This window comes from Kitasatospora setae KM-6054 (assembly GCF_000269985.1).
GTDB classification, from domain to species: Bacteria; Actinomycetota; Actinomycetes; order Streptomycetales; family Streptomycetaceae; genus Kitasatospora; species Kitasatospora setae.
The window spans coordinates 2,902,039-2,914,973 of the sequence record NC_016109.1; the positions used below are offsets into that span (position 1 = coordinate 2,902,039).

Annotated in this window: 8 protein-coding genes; all 8 read right to left on the reverse strand. The window is 73.2% G+C overall.

All coding sequences use genetic code 11. The features are described 5' to 3' along the window. Window positions 1-77: 77 nt before the first annotated feature. The 8 genes from KSE_RS12800 to mreC all read right to left on the reverse strand — a co-directional run bounded on the left by KSE_RS12800 (window position 78) and on the right by mreC (window position 12,929). Window positions 78-3,794, reverse strand: a complete 3,717-nt coding sequence (locus KSE_RS12800) for an Rne/Rng family ribonuclease (RefSeq protein WP_014135734.1) — start codon at window positions 3,792-3,794, stop codon at window positions 78-80. A gap of 362 nt (window positions 3,795-4,156) precedes the next feature. Beyond that, the gene (locus tag KSE_RS12805) at window positions 4,157-4,930 is read right to left on the reverse strand and encodes a TIGR03936 family radical SAM-associated protein (protein WP_014135735.1); all 774 of its coding nucleotides are present in this window, start codon (window positions 4,928-4,930) and stop codon (window positions 4,157-4,159) included. A gap of 132 nt (window positions 4,931-5,062) precedes the next feature. After that, the gene (locus KSE_RS12810; protein WP_014135736.1) at window positions 5,063-5,680 is read right to left on the reverse strand and encodes a hypothetical protein; all 618 of its coding nucleotides are present in this window, start codon (window positions 5,678-5,680) and stop codon (window positions 5,063-5,065) included. Window positions 5,681-5,866: 186 nt separating this feature from the next. Continuing rightward, window positions 5,867-7,795, reverse strand: coding sequence for a TIGR03960 family B12-binding radical SAM protein (locus KSE_RS12815; protein WP_014135737.1), 1,929 nt, complete (start codon window positions 7,793-7,795; stop codon window positions 5,867-5,869). A gap of 99 nt (window positions 7,796-7,894) precedes the next feature. Continuing rightward, window positions 7,895-9,097, reverse strand: coding sequence for a rod shape-determining protein RodA (gene rodA, locus KSE_RS12820; protein ID WP_014135738.1), 1,203 nt, complete (start codon window positions 9,095-9,097; stop codon window positions 7,895-7,897). Then, a complete protein-coding gene (mrdA, locus tag KSE_RS12825; RefSeq protein WP_014135739.1) occupies window positions 9,094-11,328 on the reverse strand; it encodes a penicillin-binding protein 2 in 2,235 nt (744 codons plus the stop codon). Before mrdA ends, rodA begins: the two co-directional genes overlap by 4 nt. Window positions 11,329-11,349: 21 nt before the next feature. Beyond that, on the reverse strand, window positions 11,350-11,994 hold the full coding sequence (mreD, locus tag KSE_RS12830) for a rod shape-determining protein MreD (protein WP_014135740.1): 645 nt from the start codon (window positions 11,992-11,994) through the stop codon (window positions 11,350-11,352). Then, window positions 11,994-12,929 (reverse strand): rod shape-determining protein MreC, encoded by a 936-nt coding sequence (mreC, locus tag KSE_RS12835; RefSeq protein WP_014135741.1) that lies wholly within the window; start codon window positions 12,927-12,929, stop codon window positions 11,994-11,996. Before mreC ends, mreD begins: the two co-directional genes overlap by 1 nt. Between the last annotated feature and the right edge of the window lie 6 nt (window positions 12,930-12,935).

A 12,935-nucleotide genomic window follows, 5' to 3' on the forward strand; every position in this document is an offset into this window, starting at 1 on the left:
GTCCATCCGAAGACAAACCGGGACGTGCGAGGGGGCCGGGAGCGCCGCCTCGGCGGTGCTCCCGGCCCCCTTCGGACTCACTCCGCGGCGCCGTCGCCCTCGGCGGCCGCGGCCTTCTTCGCCGCCGTGCTGGTCCGCTTGGTGGCGGTCTTGCGCGCGGCGGTCTTCTTGGCGGCCGGGGCGGCGGTCTTCTCCGCCGGGGCCTTCTCCGCCACGGCCTTCTTGACCGCGGTCTTCTTCGCCGCCGCCTTGGCCGGCGCCGCCTTCTTGGCGGCGGCGGTCTTGGTCGCGGTCTTGCGCGGGGCCCGCTTCTTCGGCGCGGCCGCCTCGGCGACGGCCTCGGCGGGCTGCTCGGCCTCGGCCTCGACGGCGACCTCCGCGGCCGGCTCCGCCTCCGCGACGGCCTCCGTGACAGCCTCGGTCTCGGCGGTCTCGGCGGCCTCGGCGGCCTCGGCGGCCGACTTCTCGGCGGCGGCGCTCAGCGCGGCCTCCATCGCGGCCTCGGCACGGGCCTGCAGGACGACGATCTCGGCCTCGCCGGCCGACCCGGCCGGAGCGGTCGCCTTGCGCACCGCGCGGCGCCGGGTGCGGCCGCCCGCCGCGGGCGCGGCCGACGGGGTCTCGGCCTGGCCGGCCTGCTCCGCGGCGACCGGAGCGGCCACCGGCTCCGCGGCCTCGACCGCGACGGCCACCGCCTCGGCGACCGCCTCGACGGCGTCCTCCTCGACGATCTCCAGGTCCGCGACGGCCTGCTCCAGCTCGGCGACGGCCTCGACCGCGGCCTCGACCGCCTCGATCTCGGCGGCGGCCGCCTCGGCGGCCTCCGTCGTCTCGGCCGTCTCGGTGCCCTCGGCCCCGACCGCGTCGGCCTCCGCGTTCCCGGCCCCGCCGCGGCCCCGGCGGCGGCGCTTGCCGCCGCCCTCGCCGGTGCCGGCGGCGGCCGTGTTCTGCGGGGCGCCGTGGTTGTGGTTGTGGCTGTGGCTGGGCTGGTCCATGTGGACGATCACGCCGCGGCCGTTGCAGTGCACGCAGGGCTCGGAGAAGGACTCCAGCAGGCCCTGGCCGACCCGCTTGCGGGTCATCTGGACCAGGCCGAGCGAGGTGACCTCGGCGACCTGGTGCTTGGTGCGGTCGCGGCCCAGGCACTCCAGCAGGCGGCGCAGCACGAGGTCCCGGTTGGACTCCAGCACCATGTCGATGAAGTCGATCACGATGATGCCGCCGAGGTCGCGCAGCCGCAGCTGGCGGACGATCTCCTCGGCCGCCTCGATGTTGTTGCGGGTGACGGTCTCTTCGAGGTTGCCGCCCTGGCCGACGAACTTGCCGGTGTTGACGTCGACGACGATCATCGCCTCGGTCCGGTCGATCACCAGCGAGCCGCCGGAGGGCAGCCAGACCTTGCGGTCCAGCGCCTTCATCAGCTGCTCGTCGATCCGGTAGGTGGCGAACACGTCGACGTCCGAGGTCCACCGCTGCAGGCGCTCGGTGAGGTCGGGGGCGACGTTGGAGACGTAGTCGTGGATGGTGTTCCAGGCGTCGGTGCCGCTGACGATGACCTTGGTGAAGTCCTCGTTGAAGATGTCGCGGACGACCCGGACGGTCATGTCGGGCTCGCCGTAGAGCAGCGCCGGGGCGTTGCCGGTGGCGGCCTTCTTCTGGATCTCCTCCCACTGCTGCTGGAGGCGCTGGACGTCGCGGGTGAGCTCCTCCTCGGAGGCGCCCTCGGCGGCGGTGCGCACGATCACGCCCGCGTCGTCCGGGACGATCTTCTTGAGGATCTGCTTGAGGCGGGTCCGCTCGTTCTCCGGCAGCTTGCGGGAGATGCCGGTCATCGAGCCCTCGGGCACGTACACCAGGTAGCGGCCGGGCAGCGAGATCTGGCTGGTCAGCCGGGCGCCCTTGTGGCCGATCGGGTCCTTGGAGACCTGCACCAGCACGGACTGGCCGGACTTCAGCACCGACTCGATCCGGCGCGAGCCGCCGTGGCCGCCGAGCGCGCCGAAGTTGACCTCGCCCGCGTACAGCACGGCGTTGCGGCCCTTGCCGATGTCGACGAACGCGGCCTCCATCGACGGCAGCACGTTCTGCACCTTGCCCAGGTACACGTTGCCGACGTACGAGGTGGCCTGCTCCTTGTTGACGTAGTGCTCGACCAGCACCCCGTCCTCCAGCACGCCGATCTGGGTGCGGGCGCCGTTCTGGCGGACCACCATGACCCGCTCGACCGACTCGCGGCGGGCCAGGAACTCGGCCTCGGTGATGATCGGGACGCGGCGGCGGCCCAGCTCGCGGCCCTCGCGGCGGCGCTGCTTCTTGGCCTCCAGACGGGTGGAGCCCTTGATCGACTGCACCTCGTCCGGGTCGAACGCGGGCTCGGCGGAGCGGCGGCGCGGCTCGCGCACCTTCACCACGGTGCGCACGCCGTCCTCGGTGGTCTCGGGCTGCTCGGCACCGCCCTCGCCGGAGCGGCGGCGGCGACGGCGACGGCGGCGCGAGGAGGACAGGCCGGCGGCCAGGTCGTCCTCGTGCTCGTCCTCGGCCTCGTCGTGGCCCTCGGCGTCCTCGTCGTGCGCGTCCTCGGCCTCGGTCTCGGCGGTGTCGGCCTCGACCGCTTCCGGGGCGTCCTCGGCGTCACCGCGACGGCGGCGGCGGCCACCGCGACGGCGGCGGCGGGACGGGCGGTCGTCCTCCCACTCGGCGTCCTGCTCGGGGGCGGCGGCGGGCGCCTCGGCCTCGGCGGGGGCCTCGACGGCGGGCGCGGCCGGGGCGGCGGGCTGCGGAGCGGCCTTGGCGGCCTGCTGGGCGGCCCGGGCGGGCTTGGCCGACTGCTGGACCCGCACCGCGGTGCGGACCCGGCGGCGGCCGACGCCGCTGTACTCGAACTCGTCCTCGGCGGGCGCGGCGGGCGCCTCCGGCTCGGCGGCCTTGGCCGCGGCCTTCGCGGCGGCCGGAGTCGGCTCGGCGGCCTTCGCGGCGGGCGCGGGGGCGGTGTAGGGCGCGGGCTCCTGGAAGACCGGCGCCTGGAAGATCGCGGTGGACGGGCGGACAGCCCGGCGGCGGGCGCGCGGCGGCTCGGCCTCGACGACCGGCTCGGGCTCCGCGACGGCCTCGACCTCGGCCTCCGGCTCCTCCTCGACGGCGGGCTCGGGCTCGGCGGCGGCCTCCTCGGCCACCACCGGCGACTGCACGGGCGCGGACGCCCGCTTGCGGGTCCGACGGGCCCGCACCGGCTTCTCCTCGGCGACCGGCTCGGCGGCAGCCGGCTCCGCGACGGCCTCGGCCTCGACAGCGGCCTCGGGCTCGGGCTCGGGCTCGGCGGCGGGCTCCTCGGCCACCACCGGCGACTGCACGGGCGCGGACGCCCGCTTGCGGGTCCGACGGGCCCGCACCGGCTTCTCCTCGGCAGCCGGCTCGGCGGCGACCGGCTCGACGGCAGCCGACTCGGCGGCGGGTGCGGCCGACGGCTCGACCGCGGCGGGCGCCTCCGGCGCACCGGCCGGGGACTCGACGCGCTTGCGGGCGCGCCGGGCGCGGACCGGCTTCTCGGGCGCCGCCTCGACGAACGCCTCGGCGGCCGGAGCGGCTACCGGAGCGGCCACCGCGGCCGCCGGCTCGGCGGCGGGTGCGGCCGCGACCACGGTCTCGGCGGTCTCGCTCACGGCCCCCTGCGGGGAGCCGGCCGGGCGGGAGACCGCCCGGCGCCGGCGCCGCGGCGGGGCCGCGGAGGCGCCGTCGGCGGCGCTGTTGTCGTTGCTGTCGGCCGCAGCGGGCTGCGGTTCGGTGTTTTCGAGCATGCGGGTGTGTCTCCCGTCAGGCCCCCGGGCTCCGCGTCCGGGCACGACGCTCCACCGCTTTCACCAGCCGGACGGCCGCTTCGGGCGGTCCGGCTCCCACGGTGCCGTCGTGCGGACGTGAGGCCGCACAGGGGCTCGTAGTCTCGCTCGCCCACCGCGGGGCGCGGTGCGGCGAAAAGTCTTCTGGTCTGACCAGTCTTCTCAGTTTTCAACGGCCTGGCCGAGGGGGTGGCCGGGCCTGCGCGCGACGACGCTCGCTCCCCTGGGGAGCCGCGGGGGCCGGGGAGCCGCAGGCCCGGAGTTCTCTCCGTGCCTGCGCTCCCGCCCACTCGGCGGACGGCGGTTGCGCGCGGCGGGGCGGCCTACCGGCCGACCTCGGCCGCGGCGCGGTCGAGCGCCAGCGGGTCGGTCACCGTGCCGGTCTGCTCGTCGAGCGGCCCCTGCGCCAGCCTGGTCACCTCTGCGGGGACCGGCGGCGCGAGGTCGGCCGTCGAACGGAGGCCGGACAATACGTCGTCGGGTCGTACGGCGGGTGTGGCGTGTCGTACTACCAGGCGCAGTATCGCACAGGGAGTGCCCGTCCGAACATCGTCCGCACCGTCCGTGGCCGTGTTGTCACCGATCCCGACCAGGGCGGAGCCCTCCGGGACGATTTCCACCGCGGCGACGGCGGAGCGCGCGTCGAAGGTGCGCAGGCCGTTCTTGGTCATCCGCTGGACCTCGACCGCCTCGGCGGCCAGGAACGCGGCGGCGGCCCGCTCGGCCTCCGCGGGCTCCACGCCGGGCAGGCGCAGCAGCCACTCGGAGGCTTCCAGGCGCTCCACGAAGTTGCTCGTGGCGACCTCGACGGCCTCGGTGATGTCCAGGCCGGGCGGCAGCGACTCGTCCAGCTGGCGGCGGAGCGCCTCGGGGTCGCGGTGCTCGGCGAGGCCGATCTCCAGGTACTCGGCCTCGCTCGCGGTGCCGGTGGGGGCGGCGTTGGCGTACGAGACCTTGGGGTGCGGGGTGAAGCCCGCGGAGTAGGCCATCGGGACGGCCGAGCGGCGGAGCGCGCGCTCGAACGCCCGCTGGAAGTCCCGGTGGCTGGTGAAGCGCAGACGGCCGCGCTTGGTGTAGCGGAGACGGATGCGCTGCACCGTCGGCGCGGGCGGCGGACCGTCGGGCGTGCGGCGTGCCAGGGGGCTCAGTCCTTCGTCAGTGGTCCCCGTCCGGCCGCGCACCGCGTGCGGCTCCGGCCGGACCTTGTCCCCCCAAGGGTACGCGGTGCGTCAGCCGAACAGCGTCCGCCGTACCTCCCGGGCCACCCGGCGGATCTCCGCCTTGACGGGCCACCAGACGCTCCGGCGCACCCAGCGGCACGGGGCGAGGACGGTGAAGCGCCAGATCCGGCCGCCGATCCGCCAGGCCCAGCGGAACGCCAGCCACAGCGCGCGCAGCACCGGGAACAGCACCGGCCGCCACAGCCCGTGGTAGAACGCCTTGCCGAGCGGCACCAGCACCCAGTGCCAGAGCGCCCGCAGCGGCACCGCGACCAGGTGGTACCCGAGCCAGGCGACCACCTTGCCGAAGCCGCGGGCGACGGCGGCCATCCCGTTCCAGGCCGGCTCCAGCACGTAGTTCCACAGGAAGCCGAGCACCGGCTCCAGCACGTACCGCCACAGCCAGCGCAGCGGCATGACGACCAGCCACTTCAGCAGCGGCCGCAGCACGTACCGCCAGAGCAGCCGCAGCGGCCACAGCAGCACCTTGTCGACCACCCAGCCGATCCCCCGGGCGACCAGCAGCACCAGCTCCCACAGCAGCCGCAGCGGCACCACCACCGCCACCACCACCGGCCGCACCACCGCGACCAGGCACCCCTGCCCCTGCTGCCCCTGCTGTGCCATGCTCACTCCCCCGCGCGTCCCCCGTGGACCGATCAGCAGATCGTAGTGCCAGTGCGGAAGGTCCGCCCCAGAGCCGGATTTGCCTTGCGTTCTGGAAGCAGAAGCCGCAGTCAAAACACGACCGGACGGCCGATGCCGAAGGGCCCCGCCGCGCGGTCGCGGCGGGGCCCTTCGGGTGAACCGGCGTCAGTTGTTGACGACGCTCAGCGGGAGCAGCTTCTTGCCGGTCGGGCCGACCTGGATGTGGGTGTCCATCTGCGGGCAGACGCCGCAGTCGAAGCACGGGGTCCAGCGGCAGTCCTCGACCTCGACCTCCTCCAGCGCGTCCTGCCAGTCCTCCCAGAGCCAGTCCTTGTCGAGGCCGCTGTCCAGGTGGTCCCAGGGCAGCACCTCCTCGTAGGTGCGCTCGCGGGTGGTGTACCAGTCGACGTCGACGCCGGTGCCGGCCAGGCCCTTCTCGGCGGAGGCGATCCAGCGGTCGTACGAGAAGTGCTCGCGCCAGCCGTCGAAGCGGCCGCCGTCCTCGTAGACGGCCCGGATGACGGCGCCGATCCGGCGGTCGCCGCGGGAGAGCAGGCCCTCGATGATGCCGGGCTTGCCGTCGTGGTAGCGGAAGCCGATGTTCTTGCCGAACTTGCGGTCGCCGCGGATCGAGTCTCGCAGCTTGGTCAGCCGCTCGTCGGTGGCCTCGGCGGACAGCTGCGGGGCCCACTGGAACGGGGTGTGCGGCTTGGGGACGAAGCCTCCGATCGAGACCGTGCAGCGGACGTCGTTGGTGCCGGTGACCTCGCGGCCCTTGGCGATGACGTTCTTCGCCATGGTGCCGATCTGCAGCACGTCCTCGTCGGTCTCGGTGGGCAGGCCGCACATGAAGTACAGCTTCACCTGGCGCCAGCCGTTGCCGTACGCGGCGGCCACCGTGTTGATCAGGTCCTCTTCGGAGACCATCTTGTTGATGACCTTGCGGATCCGCTCGGAGCCGCCCTCGGGGGCGAAGGTGAGACCGGAGCGGCGGCCGTTGCGGGACAGCTCGTTGGCCAGGTCGATGTTGAAGGCGTCGACCCGGGTGGAGGGCAGCGAGAGGCCGACCTTGTCCTCGGCGTAGCGGTCGGCCAGGCCCTTGGTGATGTCGGCGATCTCGGAGTGGTCCGCGGAGGACAGCGAGAGCAGGCCGACCTCCTCGAAGCCGGTGGCCTTCAGGCCCTTCTCGACCATCTCGCCGATGCCGGTGATGCTTCGCTCCCGCACGGGGCGCGTGATCATGCCGGCCTGGCAAAAGCGGCAGCCGCGGGTGCAGCCGCGGAAGATCTCCACCGACATCCGCTCGTGCACGGTCTCGGCGAGCGGGACCAGCGGCTGCTTGGGGTAGGGCCACTCGTCGAGGTCCATCACGGTGTGCTTGGAGACCCGCCACGGCACGCCGGGGCGGTTCGGGACGACGCGCCCGATCCGGCCGTCGGCCAGGTACTCGACGTCGTAGAACCGCGGGATGTACACCCCGCCGGTCTTCGCCAGCCGCAGCAGCAGCTCGTCGCGGCCGCCGGGGCGGCCCTCGGCCTTCCAGGCCCGGACGATGTCGGTGATGTCCAGCACGGCCTGCTCGCCGTCGCCGATCACGGCGGCGTCGATGAAGTCGGCGATCGGCTCCGGGTTGAACGCGGCGTGGCCGCCCGCGAGGACGACCGGGTCGTCCACGGTGCGGTCGGCGGCGTTCAGCGGGATGCCGGCCAGGTCGAGCGCGGTCAGCATGTTGGTGTAGCCGAGCTCGGTGGAGAACGACAGGCCGAACACGTCGAACGCCTTGATCGGCCGGTGCGCGTCCACCGTGAACTGCGGGACGCCGTGCTCGCGCATCAGCGCTTCCAGGTCGGGCCAGACGCTGTAGCTGCGCTCGGCGAGCACGCCCTCGCGCTCGTTCAGCACCTCGTACAGGATCATGGTGCCCTGGTTGGGCAGGCCGACCTCGTAGGCGTCGGGGTACATCAGGGCCCACCGGACGTCACAGGCGTCCCAGTCCTTGACGGTCGAGTTGAGCTCGCCGCCGACGTACTGGATCGGCTTCTGGACGTGCGGGAGGAGGGCCTCCAGGCGTGGGAAGACCGATTCGACAGTCATGCGCAAGGACCTTTACGGCAGAAAAAGCAGTGACCCTTCAGGGTAGCCGAGCCCCGAGGGTCACTGTTTCCACGCGTCTGCCGGGCGCCGGGCCCGGCGCTAGACCCCTATCGGCCGCTGGGAGCGCACCGACTGCAGCAGGCCGACCGCGATCCAGACCGCGAACATCGAGGAGCCGCCGTAGGAGACGAACGGCAGCGGGATGCCGGCGACCGGCATGATGCCGAGGTTCATCCCGATGTTCTCGAAGGCCTGGAAGGCGAACCAGGTGACCGCGCCGGCCGCCAGGATCGTCCCGTACAGGTCGGTGGCCTGGCGCGCTATCCGGCAGGCCCGCCACAGGATGACGCCGAGCAGGCCGATCATCACCAGGCCGCCGGCGAAGCCGAGTTCCTCGCCGGCCACGCTGAACACGAAGTCGGTCTGCTGCTCGGGGACGAACTGGCCGGTGGTCTGGGTGCCGTGGAACAGGCCCATGCCGGTCAGGCCGCCGGAGCCGATCGCGATCCGGGCCTGCGCGGTGTTGTAGCCGACGCCGGACGGGTCGAGCGCCGGGTTGGCGAAGGCCGCGAAGCGGTCGATCTGGTACTGGCTGAGCACGCCGAGCTTCCAGATCGCCAGCGCCCCGACGGTGCCGCCGGCCAGCAGGCCGATCACCCAGCGGTTGGCGGCGCCGGAGGCCATCAGCACGCCCAGCACGGTGACCACCATGACCATCACCGAGCCGAGGTCGGGCATCAGCATGACCACGGCCATCGGGAAGGCGGCGACGCCCAGTGACTGCAGCACGCTGCGGGTGGGCGGGAACTCCCGCTCGCCCGCGTCGACCCGGGCGGAGAGCACCACGGCCATCCCGAGCACGATCGCCAGTTTGGCGAACTCGGCGGGCTGGATGGAGAAGCCGCCGCCGAACTGGATCCAGGAGTGCGCGCCGTTGATGGTCGAGCCGAGCGGGCTGAGCACCGCGAACAGCAGCAGGATCACGGCCAGGTAGATGAACGGCACCGCGGTGCGCAGCCGGCGGGTGCCGAGCAGGACCACCGCCGCGCACAGGCCGACGCCGATCAGCAGGTTGGTCAGGTGCCGGTACAGGAAGTACTGCGGGTCGCCGTGGGTCAGCGAGTCCCGGCCGCGGGTCGCCGACCAGACCAGCAGCGAGCCGATCAGCGAGAGCGCCAGCGCCGCCAGGATCATGATCCAGTCGAGCCGCCGCAGCGGTGAGTCCTTGGCCAGCGCCCGCCCCAGCGAGGACCGCGGGGGCCCGAAGCGGAAGGAGCGGTAGGAATCGCCGTACGAGGTCATGCCCGTCCCCTTCCGTAGCCGCCGGTCCTGGTGGGCTCGACGGCGGCCAGCAGCACGCCGGCCGGCTGGTCGGCCCGGGTCGGCGGGGCCGGGTCCAGGAAGGTGGCGCCCGGCTCGTAGCCGAAGGAGGTCGGGACGATCGCGGTGCCGTCCGGGTTGAACTTGGGCAGTTCGGCCTGCGGCTTGGGCAGCAGCGCCTTGGCGTTGTCGATGTTGCCCTTGTCGTCGACGCCGTACAGCGCCTGGTAGATCCGGCGGACGGAGTCGCCGGAGCCGCCGGAGCCGGTGCCGCCCTGGCTGATCGTCATGACCACCGCGTAGTCGTTGCTGTAGGTGGTCAGCCAGGAGGTGGTCTGCTTGCCGGCGACCTCGGCGGTGCCGGTCTTGGCGTGCAGCTCGATCTTGCCCTGCGGCCAGCCGGCGCCGGTGAACTTCCAGGCGGCGGTGCCGGCCGTGATGACGCCCGCGGTGGCCTGGTCGATGTACTCCAGCAGCTTGCCCTGGGCGGGGATCTTGCCGTCCTCGTGCGGGGCGATGTCGCGCACCAGGGTGCCGTCGGGGCTGACCACGGCCTTGCCGATGGTGGGCCGGTAGAGCGTGCCGCCGTTGGCGAGCGCCGCGTAGATCCGGGCCATCTGGAGCGGGGTGACCAGGGTGTCGCCCTGGCCGATGGCGAAGTTGACCATGTCACCGGCGCGCATCTGGTTGCCGTCGGCGCAGTTCTCGCGGGCGATCTCGTCGTCGTACTCGTGGCCGCCCTTGGCGGCCTGGGCGCACCAGGAGTCCTTCATCGCGTCGTAGTACGCCTGCTTCCACTGCCGGTCGGGGACCCGGCCGGCCACCTCGCCGGGCAGGTCGACGCCGGTCTTGGCGCCGAGGCCGAACTCGTGGGCGCTCTTGAAGAACCAGTCCTGGGCGTCCTTCTTGGGCTTGAGGCCGCCGTCCTTCATCCACTGGTCGTAGGCCAGGCCGTAGAACACGGTGTCGCAGGAGACCTCCAGGGCCTTCTCCAGCGTGATGTCGCCGAACTGCTCGCTCTCGAAGTTCTTGAACTCGCGGCCGCCGATGTACAGCGACTTCGGGCACGGGTAGCGGCCGTTGAGGTCGTAGCCGGCCTGCACGGCGGCGGTGGTGGAGATCACCTTGAAGGTGGAGCCGGGGGCGGACTGACCCTGTATGGCCCGGTTGATCAGCGGGTAGTTGGAGTCCTTGCTGTTCAGCGACTCGTAGTCCTTGGCGGAGATGCCGCCGACCCACAGGTTGGGGTCGTAGGTGGGGGCGCTGGCCATCGCCACGATCCGGCCGGTGTGCACGTCCATCACGACGGCGGCGCCGGAGTCGGCGATGTAGTTGCGGTGGCTCTCCTTGTCGTACACCGTGCGGGCGTCGGCCATGGCCTGGGCGAGCTGGGCCTCGACCACCTTCTGCACCTTGGCGTCGATCGAGGTGACCAGGTTGTTGCCGGACTGCGCGGGGGTGTTGCCGGCGCTGCCGATCACCCGGCCGAGGTTGTCGACCTCCAGCCGGTCGACGCCGGTGGTGCCGCGCAGGTCGTCGTCGTAGACCGACTCCAGGCCGGCCCGGCCGACCTGGTCGGAGGGCAGCCGGCGCTCCCGGCCCGCCTTGTCGGCGCTCTTGGTGACCTCGTCGTCGGTGACCGGCGAGAGGTAGCCGAGGATCTGGGCGGCGCTGGCGCCCTCGGCGTTGGTGTAGCGGCGCAGCGCGGTGGGCTGGGCGGTGACGCCGGGGAAGTCCTCGCGGCGTTCCATTATCTGCATCGCCTGCTGGGTGGTGGCCTGCTGGGTGACCGGGATCGGCTGGTACGGGGAGCCGTTCCAGCAGGGCTGCGGCGTCTTGGCGTCGCAGAGCCGGACCTTGTTCTTGACCTCGTCGGCCGGGACGCCGAGGACGTCGGCCAGCCGGGTCAGCACGGCCTTGCCGCGGTCCTTCTGCTGGAGCAGCGCGGTCCGGGAGACCGACACCACCAGCTTGGTCTCGTTGCCGGCCAGGATCCGGCCGGAGGCGTCCAGGATCTCGCCGCGGACGGCGGGTTCGACCACCTCGCGGATGTGGTTGCCCTGGGCCTTCTCGGTGAACTCCTTGCCGTTGCGGATCTGCAGGTACCACAGCCGGCCGCCGAGGGTGGCGAGCAGCGACAGCACCAGCACCTGGAGGACCACCAGCCGGATGGTCACCCGGCGGGTCCGGCCGGTCTCGGGGATGTTGCTCACGTGCGCGGACTCCGTCCCGGCTCAGGGGCGCTTGGCGAGGCCGAGCGCGCGCTTCTTCTTGTAGGGGCTGGCGGAGGGTTCGCGGGTGGTCCGGTAGCGGGCCAGCGCGCCGAGGCCGGAGCCGCCGTCCGCGCCGCGCACCGTCTCGTTGACCACCCGGTCGCCGTCGAAGCGGCGGGCCAGCAGCATCACCAGCGGCACCGTGAACGGGGCCAGCAGCACGTCGTACAGCAGGGCGCTGAAGACCAGGCCGGTCAGGCCGACGTGCCGGGCGGCGGTGTCGCCGACCAGGGCGCCGACCGTCGCGTACAGCAGGGTGGAGACCACGGCGGCGACCGCGACCACGCCGATCGCGGAGAGCGCCGAGCGCTGCCGGCCGCCCTCCGGCTTGAGCAGTCCCGCGCCGTAGCCGACGACGCACAGCACCAGGGCGTAGCGGCCGACCGCGTGGTCGGAGGGCGGGGCGAGGTCGGCCAGCAGGCCGGCGGCGAAGCCGACCGCGCAGCCGCCCGCCGGGCCGTAGACCAGGGCCAGGCCGACCACCACCAGCATCAGCAGGTCCGGGGTGGCGCCGGGAAGTTGGAGCCGGCCGAGGACGCTGACCTGGATCACCAGGGCCAGCACCAGCAGGACGGCGGACAGCAGGATCCGGTTGACGCGCGGCATCAGTTCCCCCCGGTGGTCGGCGGTACGGCGGCGATCGGCGCCTGCGGGTTGCCCGCGGCGCCGGCGGACGCGGCGGGCACCGGCGGCAGCACGGCGTCCCGCGGGTCGGTGCGCGGCGGGACGACCACCACGCCGACCAGGTCGAGCCGGGTGAACTGGACGTACGGCTCGACCAGGATGGTCTTGGTGAGCTGCCCGGGGGTGGCCTGGACCTCCTTGACGGTGCCGACCGGCACGCCGGGCACGAACGGGCGGCCGCTCTGCGAGCCGAAGGTGACCAGCCGGTCGCCGGCCTTCACCTGGGCCCGGCCGTTGAGCAGTTCGATCCGCATCGGGGAGGCGCCCTGGCCGGCCGCGAAGCCGATCTCGCCGCCGCCCTCCAGCCGGACGCCGGCGGTGAAGCCGGGGTCGGAGGCGAGCAGCACGGTCGCGGTGGTCGGGGCGACGGTGGTGATCCGGCCGACCAGGCCCTGGCCGTCGATGACGGTCATGTCGCGGGTCAGGCCGTCGTCGCTGCCGGCGTCGATGGTGATGGTCCAGGAGAAGCCCTGGGCGGCGCCGATCGCGATCACCTGGGCGGCCTTGACCGTGTAGCCGCCGGCGCCGGCGGTGCGCAGCATGTCGTCGAGCTGCTTGGTGCGGCCGACCGCGGCGTCCGAGGAGGCGAGCTTCTGGCGCAGCTCGGTGTTCTCCCGGGTGATCTGGTCGAGGCGCTGCTGGTGGGTGCCGGCGTCGCGGATCGCCCGGATGTAGCCGGCCACCGGGTCGACCGCGCCGGCCGCGGCGTTCTCCACCGGGCCGAGCACGGAGGCGGCGGCCCGGCGGGCACCGCCGAGCGGTGAGTCGTCACCGCCCTTGATGTCCACGGTGATGAGGGCGAAGGCCACCATCACCAGCAGGACCAGCAGTAGTCGACTCTCTCGGGTGTCCCTCACGGTGCC